This window comes from Bradyrhizobium sp. MOS001, assembly GCF_004634465.1.
In the GTDB taxonomy this organism is placed as follows: domain Bacteria; phylum Pseudomonadota; class Alphaproteobacteria; order Rhizobiales; family Xanthobacteraceae; genus Bradyrhizobium; species Bradyrhizobium barranii.
Genome location: NZ_SPVJ01000017.1, coordinates 79,963 through 106,532, shown reverse-complemented (window position 1 = coordinate 106,532; position 26,570 = coordinate 79,963). Strand labels below are relative to the sequence as shown.

Below are 26,570 nucleotides of genomic sequence, written 5' to 3'. Positions count from 1 at the left end.
CCCGCCGGTTCATGCCGGGCGTGCCGGAACGAAAGGTGCATCATCCCAATGATCGACTTGCTGACGCAGCCAAATCGGCGCAATTTGCCGGCCTCGGTTGATTTGCGACCCAAGGGTTCATTGTCTGATGATCACCGCTTCCAAGGCCTTCATTGCATTCTGCCTGCTCGCGGTGGGCGGCACCCTGCTGGTGATCGGTCCCACCGAGCTGCGCCGCCTGCTGCCGGGCGGCGCGCAGACCGAGATCGCCGTCGCCGCCAAGCCGGAGGCAAAGCCCGAAGCCAAAGCGGAGACCAAGCCAGAGCCGAAGCTGGACGAGCCAAAGCTCGCCGCCGCGCCATCGGCGCCCCCGGCCTCCGCGCCGAAGGTCGATGCGCTGGCCGAGACGCAGAAGCAGGCCACGGCGCTGGCCGATCTCGTGCCGGCCAAGCCGCCGGCGGCCACGACCGATGCTGGCCCGCGGTTCGACGTCGCGCGCGTCGACGATCACGGCGAGGCGGCGGTGATCGCGGGTCGGGCCGCGCCGGGTGCACAGGTCGAGCTGCTGCGCGACGGCAAGCCGCTCGATACGGTTGTCGCCGATGCCTCGGGCCAGTTCGTGATGACCCCGCCGCAGCTTCCCGCCGGCTCCTATGAGCTGACCCTGCGGGCGAAAGCGCCTGACGGTACCGTGACGCAGTCGGGCCGCAGCATGCCGGTGACCATCGCCGAAGCCGCGCCGCCGCCCGCGCGCCCGGCACCGGCCGCGAAGCAGGAGCTGAAGCAGGCCGAGAAGTCCGACGACAAGTCTGATGTCGTGGCATCCCTGCCGTCGGCATCGGCGCGCCAGGCATCGGCGCATGACAGGCCCACGGTTCAGCCGAGATTTATCGGTGCACCGAAACCCAGGGTGATGGCGCGAGCGCCCGCGGCCACGACCGTTGCATCGGCGTCGCCGGCGGACGCCATCAGCGGCGCACCGGCCGAAGCGGGCGGCAACCGGGTGATCTCCCGCGGCGACAGCCTGTGGGCGCTCAGCAGGCTCGCTTACGGTGACGGCGCCCGCTACGCGGTGATCTACAACGCCAACCGGGGCAAGATCCACAACCCCAACCTGATCTATCCCGGCCAGACTTTTGTGGTGCCGCGGAAGGCGGATTGAGGTCGCATCGGCAACGCCGGTGCGCGTTGCGACGCTTTGCCCTCCGTCTCTCCGGAACATTCGGTTCCCCAGCGCGTCATTGTGATGCGACCCACTGCGCGCTTGGCGCTGGGAGGAGGCCGAGGTGGTCAGGTCCGCTTTCATGTCCGGACGCATGGGACTGGCGCTGGCGGGCGCTGCTCTCATGATTGCGGCAGTGCTGCTGCCGAATAAAGCCGAGGCACAGTTCGGATTGCGCGGCGGCCCGCTCGGTGTCGCGCGCTTTGCCGTCGGCCACGTGATCGGCATGACACGCCTGCGCCATGCGCGCATGGCGGTACGGGGCGGCCGATACCGCTCCGCCGCGCTGAGGTCGCAGGATCCTCGCGGCGCCGAACGCGGTCAGCCGGCCAACCCCTACATCCTGCGTGCGGCGCTCACGGCGCAAGCTGCGCTGTCGGGCTGGCACGGTGGCCGCCGCCCGCAGGGCTGGTGGCGCCACCCCGATGGCAGCTATGGCTGGGCCGGCCCCGTGTTCTGGCCGTTCGCGCATGACGACCTCACCACCGCAATCATCCTGGGCGATACGACCAGTCTCTCGCTCTATGGCTATGGCGACATCTATGCCGCGATCTTCGCGCCCTATGCGGCCACGGAGTTCGCCGCCTACACAGCGCCGCAAGGCAGGCGCGCGCGAAAGGTCCCTTCGGTCGAGGCCGTTTGCGATGCCAGCGACACCGGCGGCCTGCCGGTCGACCGTATCGCCGCCCTGGTGCAGCCGAACGAATTGCAGCGCGCCGCGCTCGATGAGCTCGCGACCGCCTGGGTCGTTGCGCGCGACACCATCCGCACGGCCTGCCCGACGCAGGCCCCCGCGACCGCCGCGGAGCGCCTCGGCCTGATGCAGACGCGCCTCGCGGCCATGATCAAGGCGACGGACGCTATCGCACCGCCGCTCGCAAAGTTCGTCGATCTCCTCGATGCCGGCCAGAAGGCAAAGCTCGACGCGCTGGCCAATGAGCGCCGTGCCGCGCTTGCGGCCGGCCAGCGCAAGGACGCGCAGGCGCCAGCCGCCTGCGAGGCCGGCTACGATCCCCGCTATGATGTGCAGGCGCAGCGGCAATACGAGCAGCTCGTGCAGCAGCAATGGCCCGCCGGCGAGATCGCGTCCACGCTGAGGCTTGACGACACCGCTCGCGCCCGGCTTGAGGTGCTCCAGGACACCACGCTCCGCACCATGGAGACACTCAGCGCCTGCCCGTCCAAGGCCGAGCCTACGCCGCAGGCCCGCCTCACGGCCGTGAAGGCGCGGCTGGAGACGATGCTGCAGGCGGTGAAGGGCGTCGGCGACGCGCTCGACGATTTCGAGGCAGACTTGAGCAACGAGCAGAAGGCCGGCTTCGAGGCGATCGGGCCGAAGCGAGGGGCGTGATCAGCCGCACGCCCAGTCGAACTTCATGTCCTTGAAGTCGAGCTGCGCGTTGCCGCCGCCGAAATTGTAGCCGCCGAAATATTCCTCGAACTCGATGTAGAACGGGCTCATCTCCGGCACCGCCTGGCACGGCCGCATGGTGCCGCCGAGATGGTTGTGCGCGTGATCCTTGCCCCAGTCGTGCAGGCGGAAATTGTCGCGGCTCGGCACGCCGCCGACATAGTAATAGTAGGGCTGATAACCGGTCGGCGGGTTTTGTCTTGTGTGCTCGTCCTGCGGGCCCTTGCCGGCATTGGGATCGGTCGCGCGCGGCACAAGCGCGATCGCGCGGGTCTCGCTGAGATCGGCGCGCGGCTGCGCGGCAAACATCTTCTTTGCGTAAGGCGCGGCGGCCTCGAAGAAGGCACTGGCGCCGCCGACGTCGAGCCAGCGCGGCCGATCTGCTGTCGCAAGCGGAAGCGGCGCCGGCGGCGCCGCGAATGCGCCCTCATATTCGGCTTTGGTCAGCAGCAACGCGGCATATTCGTAGTCGAGAATGTCGGTCATGCGCGAAAGCCGCGGATGCGCGGGTCGCGCCGCCACGGCCTCGCGAATCTCGGGATCATCGGGCGCCCCGCCGTCATTGTGATCGGGCGCGGTGGCGAAGAACGAGACCGCGACGATGTCCTCGCCATGCACGCGATAATCGTCCGGCAGCTTCAAGGTGAAGCCGTGCATCAGCGGAAAGCCGGTGACGGGATCGAGCGGCCATTGCTCGCTGCTGATGCCCGGCGGCAGGCCAAAGACCCAACCGTGATCGCGCGCACGATCCGCGGGACGGTCCAGCATCTGCAAATCATACGCGCGCGAAGGCAAGGCAAACGCCACGATCGTCTCCATCCGGATTCTCGCCTCGCCATCGAGGCGATGGTTAGTCGCGGGGAGGAGGGATGTGGTTCGTGGGCGCGGTGTGGGAGATGATACCATCCTGCCGGTGTTTTGCCCGACGTGTCAAACCGCTCCGGCACCCGCGTAAGTCATTGATCCGACAGCCCCCGTCTACTGTGCATGGGGTTGTTTTCGCGTTTTTGTTGTTGGCTACCCTCGCCGGCGCGCCGCCGCGGCATCCACTACGTTCTCCACTTCCTCGCGCCAGGACAAAATCTCCATCGCCAGCACCGGGTGATTGAACCCCTTGAGCACGAGGTCGTCGAGCGCGCGGGCTTCGACCCAGGGCTCGACGATGCCGTAGACGCGGCGGCTGACCACGATCTGGTTGGCCTTGGCTTCGTCGCAGAGCCGCGAGGCGAGGTTGGTGACGCTGCCGATCGCGGCATATTCCAGCCGCTGCTCGAAGCCGACCTGGCCGAGCGTGGCATAGCCGAGCGCGATGCCGATGCCGAAGCCGAGCGTGTGCCCGCGGTTGCGCCACTTCTCGGTCAGCGGGCCGATCGTGTCGCGCATCTCCACCGCCATCTGCACCGCGCGCCGCGTGTGGTCCTCGAATTGGATCGGCGCGTTGAACAGGATCATCACGCCGTCGCCGGCATATTTGTCGAGCGTGCCCTCGTATTTGAAGATCAGCTTGCCGAGCGCTGCGTGATATTCGCGCAGCACGTTCATCGCCTCTTCCGGCTCGGTCGCCTCGGTGAAGGCGGTGAAGCCGCGCAAATCGCAGAACAGCACGGTGACCTCGCGGCGATGGCTGTCGAGCAGCGAGTCATGACCATCCGACGAAGCGATGAGCTGGGCGACCTGCGGCGCGAGAAAACGTTCGAGCCGCTTGATGCGGCTAATCTCGCCGAGCTGCTTCTCGACGCGCTCTTCCAGGGAGCGGTTCCAGTTGCGAAGCTGCTCGGTCTGCTCCTGGAGCTTTGCCGCCTGCTGCTGCACGGTGTTATGTGCCGCGGCGAGCTCGCGGCCCTTGTGATCGACCTCGGTGAACAGCCGCGCGTTGCGCATCGCCAGCACGGCCTGGTTGGCAAAGGTGCGCATCAGGCCGGTGAGGCTTCCGCCGAACTCGCCGCCGGCCCGGCGCAGCACCACGAGCGAGCCGAGCGTGCCCTGCTGGTCCACCAGCGGCACCACCAGCACGGAGTGGAAGCCGGCATCGATCGCGACGTCGCGCAGCGGTTGCTCGGAGGCCCGGTCGAGATCGGCAATCGCGATCGGCTCGCCGCTCTCGGCGGCATCGCTCAGGATGTTCGCGCCTTGCTGGATCGTGACATGCGCGCCGTCGGCCGATTTGTCGATGCCGTTGGATTCGATCAGGTTGAAGCGGCGCGTCTCGGCATCGAAGCCGTAGATCAGCACCGCATCGGCATGGGTAATCTCGATCGCGCGCGCGGCGATGGTCGGTAGCACGGCGTTGAGATCGAGCGAGGAGGCGACCGCGCGGCCGACCTCTTCCAGCGCCTTGAGCTCGTTGATCGACTGCGCGAGATCGCGGGTGCGCTCCTCGACCTTGGTCTCCAGGTCCGAATAGGTTTCCTGGAGCTGGCCCGCCATGCGGTTGAACTGGCCGGCGAGGTCTTCCAGCTCGTCGGAAGTGTGGACGTCGATGCGGTGGCTGAAATCGCCTTCGCCGAGCTTGTGCGCGCCGTCGCGCAGCGCCGTGATCGGGATGATCATGCGGCGGGCGAGCAGCGTGCCGGCGAGGATCGCGACCATCAGGCCCATGCCGATCAACAGCGCGATGCGCACGAGCTGGTCGCGGATCGGCATCAACGCCTGCGTCGTCGGCTGCTCGAACATCACGTTCCAGCCGAGCTTCGGCACGGTGCTGGCGGCGCTCATCACCGCATGGCCGTTGAAGTCGGTACCCGACGTGTCGGGCTCGCGGCCGGGCGCAATCGCCGCCGCCACCTGCGGCAGCTTCGACAGATCCTTGCCGACATCGGGCCCTTTCGACGACGTCGCCAGCACGCGGCCGCGCGGATCGACCACATAGGCGAACGCGGCCTTGCCGACCTGGGCGTCGGACAGGAAGTCGGAGAGGAAGCTGAGATCGATCTCGGCCACGGTGACGCCGGCATTGAAGCCGGAATGCGCCACCGAGATCGACATCATCGGCGTCCGGTCGGAGAACCAGGCCGGCGCGTAGCTGACGCCGCGGGCAACCGTGTCGGTGAAGCGCATGTCGCGGGAGAGGTCGGCATTGCCACCGGTCGTGGTCGATTGGCGCGAGACGCGCAGCACCTCGCGTCCCTCGCCGTTGAGCTGGAACAGCTGATTGACGACCGAGACCTGGTGCAGGAGCGATGCGTAGTCGGCGCGGCGCTTCTCGAGCGTGTCCTGGCTTGCCCGCGTCACCCAGCTGATCTGGCGCTCGAGCTCGGAGATCGACTGCTCGATCCGCCGGGCGGCTCCTTGCGCCTTGTCGTCGAGCCCGTCGGTCAGCTGGGTCTTGGTGGCGCGATAGGAGATCCAGGTCTCCATCGCGCCGTTGACGGCGAGGACAAACACGACGAGGCCGACGAGGGAGACGACGTATTTGGCGAACAGGCCCTCGCGCAGAAACCGTGTCTTGTCTTTCGCTCCCGCCATCCAGATCCTCTCGCGCCGTCATCGACGCCGGCGCTACGGGCCGTACCGGTCCAGGCGCCCTTCTACCACAATTCGGGCCAGGAGACGGTCCTGCGACCGGTCGACCGCCCAGCGTGGTTACCCGCTGTCGACGCCGGGCTAGGCCGAAAGGGTCGTGAATTGTCGCGGCCTCATCCCTTCGGATGAAGCGGCGGACGGGGAGGCCGATGTAGGGATTGGCGTGGAGTCCAGTGCGTTGGTCGGCCAATCATCGATTAAAGAGCTGTCGCAGCACGTCGTTCATCGGCTGGCTGTCCTGCTGCACCACCGCCGGGTCGTCCTGGGCCGGGGGCGCGGGAGAGGCTTGCGGAGCGGGGGTGGACGGTGTTGCCGGCAGGCCGCGGCTGCGGCCGGTGCCAGTGCTGGTCCCCGCGCCGCCGGAAAGCCCTTGCTGGATCAAATTGCCGATCGCCTCGCCCAGCGGGCCGCCGAGCGGGTTGTTCTGTCCCGGTTGCTGGGTTTGCGGATTGGCATTGCCGGCCGCGTTGCCGCTGCCCGGCGCTGCGGCGCCGCCCAATCCGAGGCTGCCCAGAATATTGCCGAGCCCGGCGCCGTCAGGGCCGAACAGGCCCTTGCCCATCTCGCGCAGCTTGGCATAGGCGGCGTCCGGATTGTCCAGCATGCCGGCCATGTCTGGGTAGATCCGCGGCTGCGACCAACTGCCTTGGATCATCACGGGAATGCCGAAGCCGACCGGCTCCGACGCGCGGCCCTGGCCTTCGGTGGTCATCACGAGCTTCGGCTCGACGCGAAAACCCATCATCTTGGTGTCGAGCGCGATGGTGCCGGCGCCGGTCACGCGCACCAGCGGTCCGATCAGGTTGAGATCGGTCGTCACTGCCTGACCCTTGTCGATGCGGAAGGACGCCGAGAGCTGCGACAGATCCGTGCTCTGGGCCTCGCTGTCCTGCCAGCCCGACAGCGTACCCGATGTCAGCGAGCGGATCATCTGCGCGATATTGATGCCGCGGATGGCGCCGTCCTGGAAATTGACGAAGGCCGTGCCCTGCATGTTCGCCATCAGCGCGCGCTGGCTGGTGCCGGCGCTGCGCAACGCGAGCTTGGCCTGCAGCTTGCCGTCGATCCGGTCGAACTCGGCAAGGCCCTGGAGCAGCGGCAATGCGCGCACGCCGACGAGATCGGAATGCATGGCAAAGCTCGGTGCGCCGCTTGTGGCATCCAGGATCACCTCGCCCGAGACCTGGCCGTCATAGGCGCCGAGATTGGCGGTGCCGGCCTTCAGCACGCCGCCGGCGAGCTTCGCATCGAGCGCCAGCGGCGCGATGCGCGTATCGCCGATCACGGCCTCGTTCGCGGAGATCCTGATTTGTGCGTCGACATAATTGAGCCCGGACACGTCGATCGGTGCATTGCTCCAGGGCTGTCCCGACGTGCCCTCCGGCGATTTCGCGACCGGAATCGCGAGCCGCTGGAAGTCGAGATCGACCTTGACCAGAGGCTTGCTCGCAATATCGACCGAGGCCCAGCCGTTGAAGGCGCCGTCGCCGAGCCTGCCGTTCACGCCGTTGATCATCACGACATCGCCGCTCAGCCGCATCTCGGCATGACCGGTGAGCTGGGATTTCAGCACATCGGGCATGTCGATGGCGAAATCCACCGGAATGGTCGGTCGGTCGGCCGGCGGCGCCGGCGTCGACGCCTTGATGTCGAACTTGGTCGGGTGATCGCCGACCCGCGCGGTGCCGGCGATGTCGACCTTGCGGTCGCGGCCAACGACTGCGTCGGCGTTGATGGCGCTGATGCGGCCCTCGACACGGTCGCGCACGCGCGCGAATGCGACTTCACCGTCGATGACCTTGACGCGGTCGATGGTCGCACCACCGGTGTCGAGCGCCAGCGGCTTCGACGCGGTGCCGGCATTCGGCAGTCGCTCACGCAGCAGCGGCTGGTGGAGCACGGGATGGGTGACGACGAGTTCGCTGATCTTCGGGCTGCCCGACCATACGCTCGAGAGCGACATGTCGGCCTGCACGCTGTCGACCGTCAGGCGCGTGATGCCGCTGCGGTCCTTCGGGTCCTGAAGCGTGAGATCGTTGAGCGTGACGTTCAGCGTCGGCCACAGGCTGATCTTCGTGGTGCCGTCGATGGACAGGCGATAACCGGTCGCGCTCTCGACCCGCGAGGCAATCGTCGTGGTCAGGAATCCCGAGGGAATCCCGACCACGAGGAGAAGCCCGATCACGATGATGACGGCGGCGATCGCCGCGCCGGCGAATTTCACTGCTCTCATGTCAACTTTCCAACGACGGACAATCGGCGGCGAATCCCGCAGATGACCGTCCTATGCATCCGTCCTTTGCACCTGAGTTTATCCCCGGACGGGAAGCGGCTCCAAGCACGTAAAAATAGTCAGGGGGTGCTGCAAAGTTATGTGACTTATGACACACTTCGCCGGCGCGGTATTACGCGATCCTGATTTGATGGTTCCAAGCGATTTGCCAGGGAAACTGGCTAAGGAAATTCACAAGGACATTGAAATGAGCAAGCAGGCCGAATTTGCGGTCATCCTGAAGATGAACGCGATGTTCGCCGATCTCGGCGCAGACGAGCTCCAGCGGCTGTCGAATCTCTGCCACACCCAGCATCTGGGGAATGGCGAGGTGCTGTTCCAGAAGGGCGATGCGGGGGACGCGCTGTTCGGCATGCGCCGGGGCCAGGTCCGTATCGAGACCGGCGTCTCCGACGGCAGCCGTCTGACCCTGAACTTCATGGGGCCGGGCGACCTGTTCGGCGAGGTCGCGGTGCTGGACGGCCAGAGCCGGACTGCGGATGCGACCGCAGGCGAAGCCAGTGAACTGTTCGTGCTGCGGCGCGAAGATTTTCTCAGCTTCCTCGAACGCGAGCCGAAGGTCGCGATCAAGATCATCGCGCTGCTGTGCCAGCGCATCCGCTGGCAGAGCGAGCGCATGGAAGAATCCATGCTGCAACCCCTGCCGGTGCGGCTGGCACGGCGGCTCTGCGCGCTCGCCGCCGATTTCGGCTCGGAGGTCCACATCTCGCAGGAGCAGCTCGGCATCTTCGTCGGCGCGGCCCGCGAGAGCGTCAACCGCCAGCTTCAGGCCTGGCGGAAGGAGGCGATCCTGGACCTCCAGCGCGGCCGCATCCTGCTGCGGAACATGACCAAGCTGACGGCGATCGCGCGGAACGAGTAGAGAGATCGGCTAAACCTTCGTCGTTCGGACGGCGCGACCGGTGCGCTTGAACGCTTCGTAGCGGAGACGATCTCCTGCGACGCCGGGTTCGCTGACACCGCTCGCTGAACCAGCTTGAGCTGTCGACGTATCACGGCTACTCCGCCGCTGGGTGTACCATGCCCTTTTTATCCGGCGCCGTGCCGTGATGATCGGCGGTGTCGGCATCCTCGCTGTGCACGATCAGGCGCTTTGCGAATCGCCAGATCAGGGCGCCGAGATCGTCCATCACCATGAACATCGCGGGCACGAACACCAGCGACAGGATGGTCGAGAAGATCAGGCCGCCGATCACCGCGAGCGCCATCGGCGAGCGGAACTCGCCGCCGGCGCCGACCGCGAGCGCGCTCGGCGTCATGCCCGCGGCCATCGCGATCGTGGTCATCACGATCGGGCGCGCGCGCTTCATGCCGGCGTCGATCATCGCTTCCTCGCGCGGCTTGCCGGCGCGGATTGCCTCGATGGCGAATTCCACCAGCATGATCGCGTTCTTGGTGACGATACCCATCAGCATCAGAATGCCGATCCAGACCGGCGTGGTGAGCTGCTTGCCGGTGATGAGCAGGGCGGCGATGGCGCCGCCGATCGAGAGCGGCAGCGAGAACAGGATGGTGATCGGCTGCAGGAAGGTGCCGAACAGCAGCACCAGCACGGCGTAGACCATCATCAGGCCCGCGGTGATCGCAGTGGCGAAGCCGTCGGACAGCTCGTTCAGGCTTTCGGCGTCGCCGGAGGGCGAGACCTTCACGCCCTTCGGCCGGCTCTTCATCACCGGCAGGTCGTAGATCTTCTTGGTCGCGTCGCCGAGTGCGGCGGAGCCGACGAGGTCGGCGGCGACGGTTGCCTGCCGCTCACGATCGTAGCGGTTGATGCTGGTCGGACCCTGGTCGAGCTTGACGTCGGCGATGACCGAGAGCGGCACGCCGCCCTTCTCGCCGCGCTCGCCGAGCGGCACGCGCAGCTGTTCGAGCGTCCTCAGATTACCGCGCGCGGCGTCCTCGAGCTGGACGCGGATCGGCACCAGGCGGTCGCCGACGTCGAACTTGGCGAGCGCGGGCCCGACATCGCCGATGGTGGCGACGCGGATGGTCTGCGACAGGCTTTCCGTGGAGACGCCGAGGCGCGCGGCGAGATCTGCGCGCGGCTCGATGCGCAGCTCGGGCCGCTCGAGCGTGGTTTCCGAGATCACGTTGGAGATCGTCGGAATCCGCTTCATCTGCGTCGCGAGCTCGCTGGCGACGTTGTTGACGATGTTGGCGTCGACGCCGGTCACGACCAGCGAGATGGCGCGCAGGCCGTTCTCGTCGAGGAACCAGAAGCGGATGTCGGGAACGTTCTCCAGCTCCTGGCTGATCGAGAATTCGAGCTCGCGCTGGGTGATGTCGCGGCTGTCCTTGGGCGTGTAGTTGATGATCAGAGAGGCGCGCCGGACTTCCTGGGTGCCCGGCGGGACGCGCCCGCCATCGACGAAGATGCTCTTCACCTCCGGCCGCTTGCGCAGGCGTGCGACGATGTCCTCGGTGACCTTCTCGGTGTAGGCAAGCTGGGTGCCCGGCGGCAGCTCGAGCGCCAGCAGCGAGCGCGCGCTGTCCTGCGCCGGCAGGAAGCCCTGCGGCAGCAGCGTGATGCTCCAGATTGAGGCGGCGAACACCCCGAAGCCGATCAGCACGGTGATGAAATGGTGCTTCACCGACCAGGCCACGATCCTGTGATAGGCCCGCAGCACGCGGCCGGGCGGCGGCTCTTCGTGCGCATGGTGCTTGAGGAAGTAGGCGGCCAGCACCGGCGTGACGAAGCGCGCCGCGAGCAGCGAGAAGAACACTTGCACCGAGACGGTGATGCCGAACTGCTTGAAGAACTGTCCGGCGATGCCCGACATGAAGCTCGCTGGCGCGAAGATCGCAATGATGGTCAGCGAGATCGCGATCACCGCAAGGCCGATCTCGTCTGCGGCTTCAAGTGCGGCACGATAGGGCGATTTGCCCATGTTCATGTGCCGGACGATGTTCTCGATCTCGACGATGGCGTCGTCGACGAGAATACCTGTCGACAGCGTGATGGCGAGGAAGCTGACGAGGTTCAGCGAGAAGCCGAGAAGGTCCATCGCCCAGAACGCCGGGAAGATCGACAGCGGGAGCGAGATCGCGGCAATGATGGTGGCGCGCAGGTCCCGCAGGAACAGGAGCACGATGATGACGGCAAGGATGGCGCCTTCGAACAGGGTCGAGATCGCCGCGTGGTAATTGCCGTTGGTATATTCGACCGAGGTGTCGATCACCTTCAGGTCGACGTCGGGATAGGCGGCCTTCAGCGCGTCGATGCGCTTCTGCACGGCCTCGGCCACCTTCACATCGCTGGCGCCCTTGGATCGCTTGATGCCGAGCGCGACCACCGGCTCGCCGTTGAAGCGGGCGAAGGTGCGGCGGTCGGCGATGGTGTCGGTGACGGTGCCGAGATCGTCGAGCCGGACCTCACCGCCGCCGAACAGCGGGATCATGGTGCCGGCGAGATCGCCCAGTGTCTTCGCGCCCGCAAGCGTGCGGATCGCCTGGTCGTTCTTGCCGATCTCGGCGCGGCCGCCGGCGACGTCGACATTGGTGCCGCGCAGGCTTTGGCTGACATTGACCGCGGTCAGCCCCATCGCCTGCATCCGGTCCGGATCGAGCGAGACCAGGATCTCGCGCTCGACACCGCCGATGCGCTCGACCTGGGCAACGCCGCGCACGCCCTGCAGCGCGCGCTTGACGACGTCGTCGACGAAATAGGAGAGCTGCTCGGGCGTCTTGCCGGGCGAGATCGCGGCATAGGTGACGATCGGCAGGCCGATGACGTCGACGCGCTGGATCAGCGGCTCGGTGACGTTCTGCGGCAGGTTGGAGCGCACGCGCGTCACCGCGTCCTTGACGTCGTTGAGCGCGCGGTCGGTGTTGGTTTCCAGCGCGAACTGGATGGTGGTCACTGACACGCCGTCGGTGATCGAGGAGGTGATGTGCCTGACCCCCTCGACGCCGGAGACGGCATCTTCAACCGTCTTGGTGACCTGGGATTCGAGCTCAGCGGGTGCTGCGCCGAACTGCGACACCACGACCGAGATCACGGGAATGTCGGCCGAAGGCAGCCGCGTCACCGCGAGCTTGGTGAAGGACACCCAGCCGAGGACCAGGAGGATGATCGAGAAGACGACCGACGGCAGCGGATTGCGGATCGACCAAGCCGAGATATTGAGAGCCATCAGCGTACCCGCGTGCGATCGAGTTCATCGGCGAACATGGTCTTGATCTGGTCGCCGTCATGGAGCGAAGAGCCGGCGTCGGCCACGACGATTTCGCCGACCTCGAGGCCTTCCAGAATTTCCGTCGCGCTGTCGGACGACAGCCCGACCCGTACCTTGCGCGTCTCGACAATATTGTTTTTGACGACCTGAATGGTGAGATGGTCGATCGCGGTCTTGGGGATCGAGACGCCGCAGCTTCGCTTGGCGTCGATCGAGGCGCGGGCAAACACGCCGACCTTGAGCGAAGGATTGTTGGTGACGCTGATGCGGACGCGGCCGAGCTGCGTGGTGCGGTCGATTTCGGGCGCGACCAGCCGGACCCGGCCGATCAAATCGGGCGCGTCATCGCGGCTGATGCGCACGGTCGCGCCGGGATTGAGCTTGGGCATGTGCACCGCCGGGACCTGGGCGTCGAGCTCGATCTCGTTGTTGACGGCGATGCGGAACATCGGGCCGGCCTGCGGCGAGGCGGGCGCGCCGACGATGGTGCGTACTTCGGTAACGAGGCCCGGCGCGGGCGCCTTCAGCGAGATCGGGCCTTGCGTGCCGGGTCTTTGTGGCTGGCCGGGGATCTGCGGCGGCGCCGTCAGGCGCGCCAGCTCCTGATTGTCGGTGACCATGGCGCCTTCGGTGACAAAGAGGTCGGTGACCCTGGAGCCTTCCTGGTCGGCGACGACCACGGCCTCGCGGCGCGGCACGAAGAAGCCGGTCACCCGCACGAGGTCGGAGAAGCAGGCGTTGGTCGACTTCGTCACGATGACGAGCGCCTCGCTCGGCGTTTCCTTCGCCTCGGGGCGATGCCGATGCTCGAACAGATAATAGCCGACGCCGAGCGCAACGACGAACACCACGGTTCCGGCAGGCTTGAGATATTCGGAGGCGTTCATCGCCGGATTGTCCTGGCCTGGCTCACGGCCATCCGCACGAGGCCTGCTGAGAGCGTTTCCCTGAAATAAAGCGGCGTCCCACAAGGCTGCGGGACGCGCTTTTGAAGCAAGACTTTACACCACATCACGACTTGGCACTTCAAAGGATTTGGCACTTCAAAGGATTACGTCGTGCTCTCACTTCGATGCGGTGGTCTTGTTTTCCATGTTGACGACCTGGACGCGACGATTGACCTCCGCCATCGGCTGGGCCGGGTCCTTCAGCTTGCTCTTGCCGTAGCCGACGGTGACGAGATCGGTCGCAGAGATGCCGTACTTGTCGACGAGGTAGCGCTTGATCGAATCCGCGCGGCGCTCCGACAGGTCCTGATTATAGCCCTCGCCGCCGGCGGCGTCGGTGTGGCCGGCAACCACGAAGGTCGAGCCCTTCAGGTCGGGGCTGGTCAGCGCGCGACCGAGCGCCTGTACCGAGCCGAGCGACTTGGCGCTGATATTGGCCGAGTTGTAGTCGAACGTGATTTCAAGATCGATATTCGGCTTGTCCTTGGCCACCGACGCGATCTCTTCGCGCTCGGTCGACGAAAGCGAGCGCGTCGAGCGGCCGCGCACGGACTGGATCAGCTTGGTTTCCGCCGCACTGGGTGCGGGATCGGCCTGCGGGGCGATCGAGAGGCCGCGGGTCAACGGCTTCTTCGGCGGCGGCGCCAGTGCGCGGACGATCTCGTCCTCGGTAACGTTCTTGCTGTTGCCGTCGTCGCCCGCGAATGCGAGCGGAGTCGTCAGCGACAGAGCGGCGCCGACCGTGATGATGGACAGGATCGCGGTAAATCCCTTTGCAGCCAATCTCATTGCCAGTCCCTCCTGCGCAGCTGACCGCGCGGTTCCAAAAATTCCTGCAATGGCCCCCCGGGAAAGGCCGCCTGCGGCATCCGTCCGTTAGTCTTCCCTGGGCCGCCGAGGGTTCGAGGCGTCTGCCGCCTCAATTCAAAAAAATACTAGCGTACTCCGTAGCTTGCGAACTCTTGAACAATGTTCGGGTCCATCGCCTTGGCATTGGCGATGTCGAGCGCGCCTTCCTGCGCCGAGCCGTTGCGCTGCTTGGCAATCCCGCGGCCAAAGAGCGAGGAGGTCAGGCGCGGGTTGATCTTCAGGGCTGCGTCGAAATCGGCGATGGCGTTCTTGACCGCTCCCGATTTCAGATTGACGAGCCCCCGGCTGTCCAGCGCATCGACGAAATTCGGCCTCAGCCGCAGCGCCTCGTTGCAATCCTTCAGCGCGCCCTGGAGGTCGCCGACCACGGTGCGGGTCCAGCAGCGGTTGTTCAACGCCTCGACGTCCTTCGCGTTGATCCGAAGCGTCTCGTCGAAATCCTTGATGGCCAAATTGTAGGCGCCCTTGCTGGCATAGACCTGACCGCGCCGGTACAGCGCGTTCACGTCATCAGGATTGGCGGCGATCTTGGCCGTCAGGCCCTTGATGGTCGGATCCTCCGCCAGCGCGGCCGCGCTCGGCCCGCTATCCATGCTCGGTGCGGGGGTGGTCTCGGCTGGTTTCACCGGCGGTGGCGCCGGCGGCAAGGCGGCCTCGACCTGCGGTTTCGGTGAGGGCGCCGGTGCTGGTGCCGGAGCAGGTGCCGCTGCCGTGTCCGCCGGCTTCGGCGGCGGAGGCGGTGCGGGCGGAGCCGGCGGCGGGTTGTTGGCGACGACCGGCGGCGATGGCGGTGGTGCCGTCATCGACGGACGCGATCCGCCGGCGCCCGGAATAAAGGAAAAATCCTCGGCGAGGGAAGAGGAGATCCACGGCACCTGTTCGCCGCGCGAGGCGCGGGTGACGCCCATCTTGGTGCGGTTCAGCGTCTCCTCGGCCATCAGGTCGGGGACGCGGATCTCCTTCAGGAGCTCCTGGACGAACAGGCTGTGATCGCCGCCCGCGTCCGAGACCACCGAGGCCAGTGCCGCCGAGTACATCACCAGCGTGCCGTTCGGCGCGATGACCGGCGTCAGGCCGGCCGAGAAGCTGCGGAACCGGCGCTCGAAGGGATTGCGCCTGGAGGCGTCGACCAGCGCGATCTTGACGCCCGCGCCGCGGGTATTGAGCTCGCCGAGCACGGTCTCCAGGCTGAAACCGTCGCGGCGCACGTCGGATTCGGTCCAGATCTGCGCGTCGATCGGCAGCATGTAGCTCTGGCGCGCTGACTGGATGCCGAAACCGCTGAAGAAGATCAGCGCCACCGAGCCCGGCTTGATCTTGCCATAGAGCTTGTCGAAGGCGCGGCGCATGCCGTCGCCGGTCAGGTTCTCGCCGATTTCAACGGAAAAGCCGTCGCGCTTTAGCTCGTCGGCGACGTCGCGCGCGTCGTTGAGCGGTTCCTTCAGCGGGGCGTCCGCGTCCGGATATTTGGCGTTGCCGATGACCAACGCATAACGGTCGCCGGCGGCCAGGGATGGCGCAACCGGGACGAGCGAAACGAGCAAGGGCAGAAGAAAAAGGAAGCGAATTTTCATAATCAGCGCGGTCCAGCCAAAAAGGCGCCGTTCCCAGCTTGCGCCGCGGCGACCTTAACTTACGCAATGTGCATTATCAAACCGCGGAAGGGGGGCGTCAACCGCTTGGAGATTCGGCATTATCGCGACAATTGACCGCGATGCATGGGCGCGCCGGGAGGGGAATAAACGGACTATCACGGTTGTGCTCGGCGCCATCTGGTTCGACTCTGCGGCAGGATGCTGGAGCAGCCGCGACAAAGAAGATGTGAGGGGTCTCACATAGCAGGCTGGACGCTGTCGCAGCCCTCCGGTGTTTGACCTTTGCGGCCGACAATGGCTTGGTGCGCTTGATCGTCCCCGAAGGTCCAACTCAGAAAAGAAAACCATGGGAAACGCCTACGAAATCTACGCCCTGCGTTATGCGACGATGTCGCCACGCACCCCCAACATGAACTTCCTTCAGCCCGACCCGCATGACAGCGCGGCACAGGATCTCGACTATTTCGTCTGGCTGATCCGCGGCGGCGGCCGCGACATCCTGGTGGACACCGGTTTCAACGCCGAGGAGGCGAGCGCGCGGGCGCGCAAGCTGACGCTCAATCCGGTCGATGCGCTGGAGCGCTTTGGCGTCGCGGCGTCGAGCGTTCGCGACATTATCGTGACGCATCTGCATTACGACCACGCCGGCAATCTCGATCGCTTCCCGAACGCGCGCTTCCATCTCCAGGAGCGCGAGATGGCTTACGCGACGGGACGCTGCATGTGTAACGGACTGCTGCGACATCCGTTCTCGGTCGAGCACGTCACGCAGATGGTGCGTCATGTCTATGGCGAGCGCGTCAATTTCTATTCCGGCGACGGCGAGGTGGCGCCCGGCGTCACCGTGCATCGTGTCGGCGGCCATTCCGATGGCTTGCAGGTGGTCAAGGTCGAGACCGCGCGCGGGCCGGTGGTGCTGGCGTCCGATGCCGCACACTACTACGCCAATCTGCAGCGCAGGAGTCCGTTCCCCATCGTCTACAATATCGGCGACATGGCGCAGGGCTGGGAGACGATCGAACGCCTCGCCGGTCATCCTGACAGGTTCATTCCCGGCCACGATCCGATCGTGACGGAGATCTATCCGCGTGCCAGCGACAAGGTCGATGCCTGGGCGCTGCATTTGCCGCCGTCGCGGTCGTTTGCGAAGTGACGGAATCCGGGGCGTGGTGTCAGCGAGTGCCGGCAGGATCCGCACAAGCAACGATATCGCGGGGAGATTTTCGAGCCGCTACCTCCGGCGGAGAGAATACCGCCAGGTATCCTCCGTCCCCTGCGAGCTTATATGTGGCAACCTCGCGATAGCCGACGGCGGTCAATTCGCAGCGCAAGAGCTCAATTGGCGTGCCATGCTTCGACGTCGGAAGCTCAAGATCGACAATTCCGACCCGCGCATCCTGCTTTAGAGCGGCCGCGAGATTGTAGAGGAAGGCATAGGGTTGGGCTATCTCGTGATACATGTGCACGAGGATTGCAGCATCCAGCGAGGAAGCGGGCAGACGCGGGTCGTGTGGTTCGCCGAGGGCGAATTGCACGTTCGTCAACTTCAGACGTTCTGTTCGCGTGGCGAGCTCGATGAGGTAATCCCGCGTGACGTCCTGGGCAACGACAGAGCCGGCGGGGCCGACGAGGTGCGAGAGCCTGACCGTGTGGTAGCCGCTGCCTGCTCCAATGTCGCCCACTGTCATACCTGGTTTCAGTTCAAGAGCACGTGCGATTTGACCGGCCTCATTGAGGGCGTCTCGGCGCTCTTCGGCGGCGCGGCGCGGGCTGACGATCCGTGCAACAGGGCGCTGTGGTGAGGGAAACTCGTTTGCAGCGACTCCGGGGGAAGCCAGATAACCTATGTCAGCGGCGTATGCGCGAGTTGCGGCAAACGCCGCAAGTAGCGCCGTTATATAAGCCAGTGCCGTCACGGACCTGCCAAGCTTTCTCAATCGGCCTCCCAAAAGCCGACGTCTGCACCTCTATGAGTACGCGCCCTAATACGCCTCTTTCGCGTCGGCCTCTTCGCTGGTCTGGACTAGGTCGAGGCTCTGTTCGATCTTGCCGAGCAGGGCCGAGAGCTGCTTCCGCTCCTGCGCGGAGAGGCAGGCGAGGATCTCGTCTTCCCGTCGCAGCAATTGCGGGAACAGCTCTTCGTACAGCGCGCGACCCTTCTTCGTCAGTTGCAGGCGGAATTCGCGGCGGTCGGCTTCGTTCTCGACCCGCTCGATCAGCCCCTGGTGTAGCAGCGTGGTCACAGCGCGGCTGATGGTGGATTTGTGCGTGCGCGTGCATTGCGCGATGTACTGCGCGCTACAGGCATCGTTGCGGAAGCCGAGCGTGGCGATCACGCGCCAGGCCGGAATGTCGAGGCCGTGCCGCTCCTGATATTCGACCGCAAGCGCGGAACTCACCTCCGCTGCAAGCCGGTTGAGGCGGAACGGCACGAACTTGAACAAATCGAGCCGCGCTTTCGGCCGCGGCGACGCCTCGTCCATCTCTTGTCTCTTCAGCGCCGCATCGCTGGATGTCCTCGCCAAGACTTGCGCTCCGATTTCCAGTTGACGGCCGGCCGGCTCCGGTCCAAAATAGTTGCACGTGAGACTATCTAGCAGATCAGTCCTCTCTTGACCAGAGCCGAGGTTAGCGCATGGCGCAGGCCAATACGCAGCAGGCCAAAACCCAGTTCGGCTATCGCCGCCACCCCGACCAGGATCGTCCCGGCCACAGCGCGGCCGAGCATCCCGTGGTGGTCGTCGGCGCGGGCCCGGTGGGCCTGTCGCTCGCGATCGACCTTGCCCAGCGCGGCCAGCGCGTCGTGCTGCTGGATGATGCCGACCGGATCGGCGAAGGCTCGCGCGCGATCTGCTTCTCCAAGCGGTCGCTCGAATATTGGGACCGGCTCGGCGTCGGCGACCGCATGGTCGAGAAGGGCGTGGTGTGGAGCGTCGGTCGCATTTTCCATGGCGAGTCCCAGCTCTACCAGTTCAACCTGCTGCCGGAAGACGGTCACAAGCGGCCGGCCTTCATCAATCTCCAGCAATATTACGCCGAGGCCTATCTGGTCGATCGCATCGGTGATCTCCCTGAGATCGATCTGCGCTGGCGCAACAAGGTGACGGCGCTTGAACAGCGCAACGATTCCGTCGCGCTGACGATCGAGACGCCGGAGGGCGCCTATCGCCTGCACGCGCAATACGTCGTCGCCTGCGACGGTGCGCGCTCGTCGCTGCGGCAGATGGTCGGCGCCGACTTCGCCGGCCAGGTGTTCGAGGACCAATTTTTGATCGCCGACGTCAAGATGACGGCGGAGTTCCCGACCGAGCGCTGGTTCTGGTTCGATCCGCCGTTTCATGCCGGGCGCTCCGCGCTGCTGCACCGGCAGCCCGACGATGTCTGGCGCATCGATCTCCAGCTCAATCGCTTTGCCGATCCCGTCGTCGAGAAGAAGCCGGAGAACGTGCGGCCGCGGATCGCGCGCATGCTCGGTCACGACAAGTTCGAGTTCGAGTGGATCTCGCTCTACAAATTCCAGTGCCGGAGGATGGATCGCTTCCTCCACGGCCGGGTGATTTTTGCGGGCGATTCCGCGCATCAGGTCTCGCCCTTCGGTGCGCGCGGTGCCAATTCCGGGCTAGAGGACGCGGAGAACCTCTCCTGGAAACTCGACCGCGTGCTGCGCGGAACCTCGCCCGCGAGCCTGCTCGAGAGCTACCATGTCGAGCGCAGCCTGGCTGCCGACGAGAACATCCGCGAATCGACCCGCTCGACCGATTTCATGGCGCCGAACTCGCATCAGGAGGCGCGGCTGCGCAAGGCGGTGCTGTCGCTGGCCAAGGAAACGGAGTTCGGCAAGCGCATGGTCAATGGTGGGCGGCTCTCGGTACCGTGCAGCTACGACTCGCCGCTGTCATCGCCCGATGCCGATGCGTGGCGCGGCGGACCGTTGCCCGGCTGCTCCATGCTCGACGCCCCCGTTGGCGAGCAGGCCTATCTGACCGACGCATTCCGCCGGGGTGGAGCGGACTTCACCTTGCTGTCGTTCAGCAATGGCGCGGCGGTCGATGCGCCCGATGGTGTCAAGGATATCCGCATCGGTGGCGAGGGCGGGCTTGCCGATCCCTCGGGCCTTGTCGCAAAGCGCTATGGCGCCGAGCCAGGTACAGCCTATCTGCTCAGGCCCGACGGCTACGTTGCGGCGCGCTTCCACCATCCGACGCGTGCGGCGATCGCGGCCGCGTTGTCGCGGGCCCAAGGCTTGAATTGAGGATTCGCATGCCGCTTTCAACCAGCTCCAACTTCGCGCGGCCCGACGATGCCTTTCGTGCCATCGTCGAGGCGCACCGCGGCTTCACCGACGAGCAGAGCGCCGATTTCGACGCGGCACTGGTCCTGATCCTCGCCAACCATATCGGCGACATCGACGTGTTGCGGGAAGCGATCGTGCTCGCGAAGCGGCGCATGACCGACGGCCAGCAGCAACAACAGCAACAACAATAACCCAAAGACCTTAGGATGACCTGATGGCGAAGAACTTCGCATCCACCGGCGATCTCTCCGAAAAGAAGATCACCTTCTCCGAGATCGGCACCGATCTCTATGCCTTCACCGCGGAGGGCGATCCGAACACCGCGATCATCGTCGGTGACGACGGCTGCCTGGTGTTCGACGCGCAGTCGACGCCGGCGATGGCCAACAAGGTGATCGAGCGCGTCCGCACCGTCACCGACAAGCCGATCAAATATGTCGTGCTGTCGCACTACCACGCCGTGCGCGTGCTCGGTGCGTCCGCCTACAAGGCGCAGGGCATCGTGGCCTCGCAGGAAACCTATCGTCTGATCGAGGAGCGCGGCCAGCAGGATTGGGATTCCGAATACGGCCGCTTCCCGCGGCTGTTCCAGGATGCCGCGAGCATTCCCGGCCTGACCTGGCCGACGCTGACCTTCGAAGGCGAGATGTCGATCTATCTCGGCAAGCGCGAAGTGCGACTGATGCAGCTTGGCGCGGGCCACACCTCCGGCGACATCGTCGCCTGGGTGCCGGATGCCGAGGTCATGTTCTCCGGCGACCTCATCGAATATCACTCGGCCTGCTATTGCGGCGACGCGCATTTGCGCGAATGGCCGCTGACGCTGAACGAGATCCGCAACTTCAATCCCAAGGCGATCGCGCCGGGCCGCGGTGATGCGCTGAAGGGCACAGCCACGGTGCGCGAAGCCATCGCGATGACGCGCGACTTCGTCACCTCGCTCTATGGCGCGGCCGAGGTCTCCGTCGCCAAGGGGCGCACGCTGAAAGAATCGATGGCGGCGACGCGCGAAGTGATGGACCCGAAGTTCCACAGCTTCGCCATCTACGAGCACTGCCTGCCGTTCAACGTGTCGCGCGCCTATGACGAGGCGTCGGGGATCGACGACCCCGTGATCTGGACCGACAAGCGCGACCAGGAAATGTGGGCCGCCCTGCAAGGAGGAGGATAGTCATGAACGTCAACACCTCGCCTGATCAGATCATCCGCAGTTCGGCGCAGGTCACGCCGGGTTACATGTCCGGCTTCGGCAACAGCTTCGAGACCGAGGCGCTGCCGGGCGCGCTGCCGATCGGGCGCAACTCGCCGCAACGCTGTGCCTACGGGCTCTATGCCGAGCAGCTTTCCGGCTCGCCATTCACCGCGCCGCGCGGCACCAATGAGCGCTCCTGGCTCTATCGCATCCGTCCCTCGGTGAAGCATTCCGGCCGGTTCGAGAAGGCCGATGCCGGCCTGTGGCGCTCGGCGCCCTGCCATGAATACGATTTGCCGATCGCGCAGCTGCGCTGGGACCCGGCACCGATCCCGAAGGAGGACATGACCTTCCTTCAGGGCGTGCAGACCATGACGACCGCCGGCGACGTCAACACGCAGGCCGGCATGGCCGCGCACATCTACCTCATCACCAAATCGATGGTGGACCAGCACTTCTACAACGCCGACGGCGAGCTGATGTTCGTGCTCCAGCAGGGCAATCTGCGCGTCGTCACTGAGTTTGGCCGTATCGACGCCGAGCCCGGCGAGATCGTGGTGATCCCGCGCGGCGTCAAATTCCGCGTCGAGATTCCGAACGGTCCTGCGCGCGGTTATCTCTGCGAAAACTACGGCGGCGCCTTCACGCTGCCGGAGCGCGGGCCGATCGGCGCCAATTGCCTCGCCAACGCGCGCGACTTCCTCACCCCGGTCGCGCATTACGAGGACAAGGACACGCCGACCGAGCTCTACGTGAAATGGGGCGGATCGCTGTTCAAGACCACGTTGCCACATTCGCCGATCGACGTCGTCGCCTGGCACGGCAATTACGCGCCCTACAAATACGATCTGCGCACCTTCTCGCCGGTCGGTGCGATCGGCTTCGATCATCCCGATCCCTCGATCTTCACGGTGCTGACCTCGCCGTCGGAGACCGCGGGCACCGCGAACATCGACTTCGTGATCTTCCCCGAGCGCTGGATGGTGGCCGACAACACCTTCCGCCCGCCCTGGTATCACATGAACATCATGAGCGAGTTCATGGGCCTGATCTACGGCGTCTACGACGCCAAGCCGCAGGGTTTTGTCCCGGGCGGAATCAGCCTGCACAATTGCATGCTGCCGCACGGCCCCGACCGCGATGCCTTCGAGCACGCCAGCAACGGCGAGCTGAAACCGGTCAAGCTGACCGGCACCATGGCCTTCATGTTCGAGACCCGCTACCCGCAGCGCGTGACAGCGCATGCCGCGAAGTCGTCGACGCTGCAGGACAATTACGCGGACTGCTGGACGGGACTTGAGAAGCGGTTCGATCCGAACAAGCCGTGACGGTCTTCCTCTCCCCTTGTGGGAGAGGGTGGCATAGGCGGCCTCTGGCCGCCGTCTCTTAAGAACGCCGATGCTTTGCATCGGCTACGGCGTAGCGGCGAGACGGGTGAGGGGTCTGTCTCCACGGTTGAACCTCTCTCATTCGGACGCGCGGATAGAACCCCTCATCCGGCGCTTCGCGCCACCTTCTCCCACAAGGGGAGAAGGAAGAAAGGACCAGGCCGAAAGTGACAACCCACCCCAACGACCCCAGCCTCCGCTCCTTCATCGACGTCGATCCCGCCTCTGACTTCCCGATCCAGAACCTGCCATATGGCGTGTTCTCGACCTCGGCCAATCCGACGCCGCGCGTCGGTGTCGCGATCGGCAACTACGTGTTCGATCTCTGGGCGCTCGAGCAGGATTGCCGGCTTGATGTCGGGCCGCTCGGCGTGTTTTCCGGCCCCTCGCTCAATCCGTTCATGGCGCTCGGCCCAAAAGTCTGGACGAAGACACGCGCGCGGATCAGCGAGCTGCTGCGTCACGATCATCCGGAGCTGCGCGACAACGAGGAGCTGCGCAAGCAGGCCCTGGTGCCGATGCGCGATGCGAAATTGCATCTGCCGTTCGCAGTGTCCGGCTATACCGATTTCTATTCGTCGAAGGAGCACGCCACCAATGTCGGCGTGATGTTCCGCGGCAAGGACAACGCGCTGCAGCCGAACTGGCTGCACATGCCGATCGCCTATAACGGCCGCGCCTCGACCGTCGTGGTCTCCGGAACGAGGGTGAAGCGGCCGCGCGGCCAGCTGAAGCCGCCGAATGTCGAGCTGCCGAGCTTCGGACCGTGCAAGCGGCTCGACTTCGAGCTGGAGATGGGTGTGGTGGTCGGCCAGCCCTCAGCCATGGGTGGCATGCTGACCGAGCAACAGGCCGAGGAGATGATCTTCGGTTTCGTGCTGCTCAACGACTGGAGCGCGCGCGACATCCAGCAATGGGAATATGTGCCGCTCGGGCCGTTCCTGGCAAAAGCGTTCGCGACCTCGATCAGCCCGTGGGTGGTGACGCGCGAGGCGCTGGAGCCATTCCGGCTGAAGGGACCGGAGCAGGAGCCGGTGCCGCTGGATTATCTCAAGCAGGCCAAGCCGCAGAATTACGATCTGGAGCTCGACGTATCCCTGCGCGCCGCCGGCGCCAACGCGCCCGCCGGCATCAGCCGCACCAATTTCAAGTACATGTACTGGTCATCGGTGCAGCAGCTCATGCACCACGCCTCCAGCGGTTGCGCGATGAATGTTGGCGATCTCCTTGGGTCCGGCACGATCTCCGGCCCGGAGAAGAACCAGCGCGGCAGCCTGCTGGAGATCAGCTGGAACGGCACCGAGCCGGTGGAATTGCCCGGCGGCGCCAAGCGCTCGTTCCTGGAGGACGGCGACAGTCTCGTCATGCGCGGCTGGTGCCAGGGCAACGGCTACCGGGTCGGGTTCGGGGAGGTCGAGGGGACGATTTTGGCGGCGGAGTAGCCGCGCGTTCCGGTGTCGTAGGGTGGGCAAAGCGAAGCGTGCCCACCATTCCGATCATAGTTGCGGAGACATGGTGGGCACGGCGCTAAGGCGCCTTTGCCCACCCTACGAGACCTATCGCCTCTCCGGCGGCACGTCGCGCACCCGCGCGCAATGCGCGGCGACATCCTCCGGGCTGTATTTCAAATGCACCCGCTTGTCGGACGGCACGTGTTTGGTGACGCACACGCCCGGCCGCCATTCCCGCGTCGGCCTGATCGGGCGCGGCGCAAAGCCGCCGCCGCAATTCGGGCAGACGTTGGAGAGTTTCGTCTCCACGCAATCCGCACAGAACGTGCATTCATAGGAGCAGATCCGCGCATCCGTCGCATCAGGCGGCAGGTCGCGGTCGCAATATTCGCAGTTCGGTCGAAGCTGGAGGGCCATGGCTGAATCTCCGCAGATTGGCTTGATCATCGCAGACGGCGCGTGAAGCGCGAATGGCGTAGTTCCCTCGATTTCAGCCAGCCTTCAAATCCTTCAGCGGCAGCCGCGAGCTTTCCTTGAGCCTGTCGAGCACGATCGAGGAGCGCACATGCGCCACGCTCTGGTGCGGCATCAGCACGTCGTTGACGAGATTGGAGAGACCCTTGAGATCGCGCAGCACGGCTTTGAGCACGTAATCGGCGTCGCCCGTCAGCGAATAAGCTTCCTGGATCTCGTCGATGCGGTTGACCAAGGCGCGGAAGCGTTTCGAATTGTCCGGCGAGTGGGTCGCGAGCCCCACCTGGATAAAGGCGATCACACCGAAGCCCAGCGCTTCGCTGGAGAGATCGGCGTGATAGCCCGAGATCACCTTCTCCTCCTCCAGCCGCATCCGCCGCCGCGAGCATTGCGAGGCCGAGAGACCCGCGAGATCGGCGAGCTCCTGGTTGGTGAGGCGGCCGTCGTCCTGGAGCGCGCCCAGGATCTTGAGGTCGAAGGCGTCTACGGAGATCATGCGTCATTTATCCATTTCATGCACGGATCGTGCATATGATAGCCAAAACGCGTCCCGTTTGCACGCTCATTGCACGCCCGGTGAAGGATAGTTCATGGCAGCAGCAATTGGAGAGCACCATGGGTCCGTTTCCGCACGATGCACCGCCGGCCACCATCACCGCCGACAATCCGATGGGCACCGACGGGTTCGAGTTCGTCGAATATGCGCATCCCAATCCGGAAGAGCTGCACGCGCTGTTCAAGCTGATGGGTTATGCGCCCGTCGCGCGTCACAAGAGCAAGAAGATCACGGTCTATCGCCAGGGCGACATCAACTATCTCGTCAACGAGGAGCCCGGCACCCACGGCTTCGACTTCGTCGCCGCACATGGTCCCTGCGCACCGTCGATGGCGTTTCGCGTGGTCGATGCGAAGGCGGCCTATGACCGCGCGATCGCGCTAGGCGCCGAACCTGCCGATGTGTCGTCGGCGCAGAAGACGCTCGATGTGCCCGCGATCAAGGGCATCGGCGGCAGCCTGCTCTATTTCGTCGATCGGTACGGCGCCAAGGGCTCGGCTTATGATGCCGAGTTCGAGTGGCTGGGCGCCCGCGATCCCAAGCCGGTCGGCGCCGGCCTGTTCTATCTCGATCACCTCACCCACAACGTCCATCGCGGCCGCATGGATGTGTGGACGGGCTTCTACCAAAAGCTGTTCAACTTCCGCCAGATCCGCTTCTTCGACATCGAGGGTCGCGCCTCCGGCCTGTTCTCGCGCGCGCTGACCAGCCCCGACGGCAAGATCCGGATTCCGATCAACGAGGACGCTGGCGAGTCCGGCCAGATCGAGGAATATCTGAATATCTATCGCGGCGAGGGCATCCAGCACATCGCCTGCGGCTGCCGCGATATCCACGCCACCATCGAAGGCCTGCGCGAAGCCGGCCTGCCCTTCATGCCGTCACCGCCCGACACCTATTTCGAGAAGATCGACGCGCGCCTGCCGAAGCACGGCGAGGACGTCGCGCGGCTCCAGACCAACGGCATCCTGATCGACGGCGAAGGCGTGGTCGATGGCGGCCAGACCAAGGTGCTGCTGCAGATCTTCTCCGCGAACGCGATCGGCCCGATCTTCTTCGAGTTCATCCAGCGCAAAGGCGACGACGGCTTTGGCGAGGGCAACTTCAAGGCCCTGTTCGAATCGATCGAGGAGGACCAGATCCGGCGCGGCGTGTTGAAGGTGGATAACGCGGCGTAGGTCGCTGCGTTCGGGCACACTGC

General features: G+C 65.3%; 21 protein-coding genes. 10 read left to right on the top strand and 11 right to left on the bottom strand.

All coding sequences use genetic code 11. The features are described from left to right. Positions 1 to 127 precede the first annotated feature (127 nt). Entirely contained in the window at positions 128 to 1,141 is a 1,014-nt protein-coding gene (locus tag CT676_RS21885; protein WP_085403660.1) for a LysM peptidoglycan-binding domain-containing protein, read from the top strand. Between the two features lie 142 nt (positions 1,142 to 1,283). Next, a complete protein-coding gene (locus tag CT676_RS21880) occupies positions 1,284 to 2,552 on the top strand; it encodes a Spy/CpxP family protein refolding chaperone (RefSeq protein WP_085403659.1) in 1,269 nt (422 codons plus the stop codon). Here CT676_RS21880 and CT676_RS21875 read toward each other — a convergent pair whose 3' ends face one another. The 3 genes from CT676_RS21875 to CT676_RS21865 all read right to left on the bottom strand — a co-directional run bounded on the left by CT676_RS21875 (position 2,553) and on the right by CT676_RS21865 (position 8,367). Next, positions 2,553 to 3,419: a hypothetical protein gene (locus CT676_RS21875; RefSeq protein ID WP_085403707.1), complete on the bottom strand. Its 867-nt coding sequence runs from the start codon at positions 3,417 to 3,419 to the stop codon at positions 2,553 to 2,555. Positions 3,420 to 3,629: 210 nt separating this feature from the next. Continuing rightward, a complete protein-coding gene (locus CT676_RS21870; RefSeq protein ID WP_135215354.1) occupies positions 3,630 to 6,077 on the bottom strand; it encodes an adenylate/guanylate cyclase domain-containing protein in 2,448 nt (815 codons plus the stop codon). Between the two features lie 247 nt (positions 6,078 to 6,324). Further along, positions 6,325 to 8,367, bottom strand: coding sequence for an AsmA family protein (locus tag CT676_RS21865; protein ID WP_085403657.1), 2,043 nt, complete (start codon positions 8,365 to 8,367; stop codon positions 6,325 to 6,327). A gap of 247 nt (positions 8,368 to 8,614) precedes the next feature. Between CT676_RS21865 and CT676_RS21860 the strand changes: the two genes are divergently transcribed. Continuing rightward, positions 8,615 to 9,289, top strand: a complete 675-nt coding sequence (locus tag CT676_RS21860; RefSeq protein WP_135215353.1) for a Crp/Fnr family transcriptional regulator — start codon at positions 8,615 to 8,617, stop codon at positions 9,287 to 9,289. A gap of 136 nt (positions 9,290 to 9,425) precedes the next feature. On the opposite strand, the gene CT676_RS21855 is transcribed toward CT676_RS21860, so the two are convergent. The 4 genes from CT676_RS21855 to CT676_RS21840 all read right to left on the bottom strand — a co-directional run bounded on the left by CT676_RS21855 (position 9,426) and on the right by CT676_RS21840 (position 15,993). Then, positions 9,426 to 12,560 (bottom strand): efflux RND transporter permease subunit, encoded by a 3,135-nt coding sequence (locus tag CT676_RS21855; RefSeq protein WP_063980494.1) that lies wholly within the window; start codon positions 12,558 to 12,560, stop codon positions 9,426 to 9,428. Beyond that, positions 12,560 to 13,489, bottom strand: a complete 930-nt coding sequence (locus CT676_RS21850; protein WP_085403655.1) for an efflux RND transporter periplasmic adaptor subunit — start codon at positions 13,487 to 13,489, stop codon at positions 12,560 to 12,562. Before CT676_RS21850 ends, CT676_RS21855 begins: the two co-directional genes overlap by 1 nt. Positions 13,490 to 13,666: 177 nt before the next feature. Next, positions 13,667 to 14,338 carry an OmpA family protein gene (locus CT676_RS21845; protein ID WP_085403654.1) on the bottom strand — a complete coding sequence of 224 codons (672 nt, stop codon included), beginning with the start codon at positions 14,336 to 14,338 and terminating at the stop codon, positions 13,667 to 13,669. Positions 14,339 to 14,484: 146 nt separating this feature from the next. After that, positions 14,485 to 15,993 (bottom strand): caspase family protein, encoded by a 1,509-nt coding sequence (locus CT676_RS21840; RefSeq protein WP_085403653.1) that lies wholly within the window; start codon positions 15,991 to 15,993, stop codon positions 14,485 to 14,487. Positions 15,994 to 16,360: 367 nt separating this feature from the next. Here CT676_RS21840 and CT676_RS21835 point away from each other — a divergent pair, with 367 nt between their 5' ends. Continuing rightward, positions 16,361 to 17,167, top strand: a complete 807-nt coding sequence (locus CT676_RS21835; protein ID WP_085403652.1) for an N-acyl homoserine lactonase family protein — start codon at positions 16,361 to 16,363, stop codon at positions 17,165 to 17,167. A 19-nt stretch (positions 17,168 to 17,186) separates the two neighbouring features. On the opposite strand, the gene CT676_RS21830 is transcribed toward CT676_RS21835, so the two are convergent. Both CT676_RS21830 and CT676_RS21825 read right to left on the bottom strand, forming a co-directional pair. Then, a complete protein-coding gene (locus CT676_RS21830; protein WP_244623222.1) occupies positions 17,187 to 17,951 on the bottom strand; it encodes a methyltransferase domain-containing protein in 765 nt (254 codons plus the stop codon). A 45-nt stretch (positions 17,952 to 17,996) separates the two neighbouring features. Continuing rightward, positions 17,997 to 18,539, bottom strand: a complete 543-nt coding sequence (locus tag CT676_RS21825; RefSeq protein ID WP_085403650.1) for a MarR family transcriptional regulator — start codon at positions 18,537 to 18,539, stop codon at positions 17,997 to 17,999. A gap of 110 nt (positions 18,540 to 18,649) precedes the next feature. Here CT676_RS21825 and CT676_RS21820 point away from each other — a divergent pair, with 110 nt between their 5' ends. The 5 genes from CT676_RS21820 to fahA all read left to right on the top strand — a co-directional run bounded on the left by CT676_RS21820 (position 18,650) and on the right by fahA (position 24,330). After that, positions 18,650 to 20,266 (top strand): FAD-dependent oxidoreductase, encoded by a 1,617-nt coding sequence (locus CT676_RS21820; protein ID WP_085403649.1) that lies wholly within the window; start codon positions 18,650 to 18,652, stop codon positions 20,264 to 20,266. Positions 20,267 to 20,274: 8 nt separating this feature from the next. Further along, entirely contained in the window at positions 20,275 to 20,499 is a 225-nt protein-coding gene (locus CT676_RS21815) for a DUF2783 domain-containing protein (protein ID WP_014490505.1), read from the top strand. A 23-nt stretch (positions 20,500 to 20,522) separates the two neighbouring features. Further along, positions 20,523 to 21,479 (top strand): MBL fold metallo-hydrolase, encoded by a 957-nt coding sequence (locus tag CT676_RS21810; protein WP_085403648.1) that lies wholly within the window; start codon positions 20,523 to 20,525, stop codon positions 21,477 to 21,479. A gap of 2 nt (positions 21,480 to 21,481) precedes the next feature. Beyond that, on the top strand, positions 21,482 to 22,828 hold the full coding sequence (gene hmgA / locus CT676_RS21805) for a homogentisate 1,2-dioxygenase (protein WP_085403647.1): 1,347 nt from the start codon (positions 21,482 to 21,484) through the stop codon (positions 22,826 to 22,828). A 227-nt stretch (positions 22,829 to 23,055) separates the two neighbouring features. Continuing rightward, entirely contained in the window at positions 23,056 to 24,330 is a 1,275-nt protein-coding gene (gene fahA, locus CT676_RS21800) for a fumarylacetoacetase (protein WP_135215352.1), read from the top strand. Positions 24,331 to 24,444: 114 nt separating this feature from the next. Here fahA and CT676_RS21795 read toward each other — a convergent pair whose 3' ends face one another. Both CT676_RS21795 and CT676_RS21790 read right to left on the bottom strand, forming a co-directional pair. Further along, a complete protein-coding gene (locus tag CT676_RS21795; RefSeq protein WP_085403645.1) occupies positions 24,445 to 24,756 on the bottom strand; it encodes a DUF1272 domain-containing protein in 312 nt (103 codons plus the stop codon). A gap of 73 nt (positions 24,757 to 24,829) precedes the next feature. Further along, positions 24,830 to 25,309 carry an Lrp/AsnC family transcriptional regulator gene (locus tag CT676_RS21790; protein ID WP_038959069.1) on the bottom strand — a complete coding sequence of 160 codons (480 nt, stop codon included), beginning with the start codon at positions 25,307 to 25,309 and terminating at the stop codon, positions 24,830 to 24,832. Positions 25,310 to 25,428: 119 nt separating this feature from the next. Between CT676_RS21790 and hppD the strand changes: the two genes are divergently transcribed. Further along, on the top strand, positions 25,429 to 26,547 hold the full coding sequence (hppD, locus tag CT676_RS21785; protein ID WP_085403706.1) for a 4-hydroxyphenylpyruvate dioxygenase: 1,119 nt from the start codon (positions 25,429 to 25,431) through the stop codon (positions 26,545 to 26,547). The last annotated feature ends 23 nt before the right edge of the window (positions 26,548 to 26,570 follow it).

Bases quoted from the DNA above. Each gene is read 5' to 3' on its own strand.
- CT676_RS21870 (WP_135215354.1), bottom strand. From the start codon at position 6,077: ATGGCGGGAGCGAAAGACAAGACACGGTTTCTGCGCGAGGGCCTGTTC.
- CT676_RS21885 (WP_085403660.1), top strand. From the start codon at position 128: ATGATCACCGCTTCCAAGGCCTTCATTGCATTCTGCCTGCTCGCGGTG.
- CT676_RS21860 (WP_135215353.1), top strand. From the start codon at position 8,615: ATGAGCAAGCAGGCCGAATTTGCGGTCATCCTGAAGATGAACGCGATG.
- CT676_RS21880 (WP_085403659.1), top strand. From the start codon at position 1,284: ATGTCCGGACGCATGGGACTGGCGCTGGCGGGCGCTGCTCTCATGATT.
- CT676_RS21850 (WP_085403655.1), bottom strand. From the start codon at position 13,489: ATGAACGCCTCCGAATATCTCAAGCCTGCCGGAACCGTGGTGTTCGTC.
- CT676_RS21835 (WP_085403652.1), top strand. From the start codon at position 16,361: ATGGGAAACGCCTACGAAATCTACGCCCTGCGTTATGCGACGATGTCG.
- CT676_RS21845 (WP_085403654.1), bottom strand. From the start codon at position 14,338: ATGAGATTGGCTGCAAAGGGATTTACCGCGATCCTGTCCATCATCACG.
- hppD (WP_085403706.1), top strand. From the start codon at position 25,429: ATGGGTCCGTTTCCGCACGATGCACCGCCGGCCACCATCACCGCCGAC.
- CT676_RS21815 (WP_014490505.1), top strand. From the start codon at position 20,275: ATGCCGCTTTCAACCAGCTCCAACTTCGCGCGGCCCGACGATGCCTTT.
- hmgA (WP_085403647.1), top strand. From the start codon at position 21,482: ATGAACGTCAACACCTCGCCTGATCAGATCATCCGCAGTTCGGCGCAG.
- CT676_RS21865 (WP_085403657.1), bottom strand. From the start codon at position 8,367: ATGAGAGCAGTGAAATTCGCCGGCGCGGCGATCGCCGCCGTCATCATC.
- CT676_RS21810 (WP_085403648.1), top strand. From the start codon at position 20,523: ATGGCGAAGAACTTCGCATCCACCGGCGATCTCTCCGAAAAGAAGATC.
- CT676_RS21840 (WP_085403653.1), bottom strand. From the start codon at position 15,993: ATGAAAATTCGCTTCCTTTTTCTTCTGCCCTTGCTCGTTTCGCTCGTC.
- CT676_RS21820 (WP_085403649.1), top strand. From the start codon at position 18,650: ATGGCGCAGGCCAATACGCAGCAGGCCAAAACCCAGTTCGGCTATCGC.
- CT676_RS21855 (WP_063980494.1), bottom strand. From the start codon at position 12,560: ATGGCTCTCAATATCTCGGCTTGGTCGATCCGCAATCCGCTGCCGTCG.
- CT676_RS21795 (WP_085403645.1), bottom strand. From the start codon at position 24,756: ATGGCCCTCCAGCTTCGACCGAACTGCGAATATTGCGACCGCGACCTG.
- CT676_RS21790 (WP_038959069.1), bottom strand. From the start codon at position 25,309: ATGATCTCCGTAGACGCCTTCGACCTCAAGATCCTGGGCGCGCTCCAG.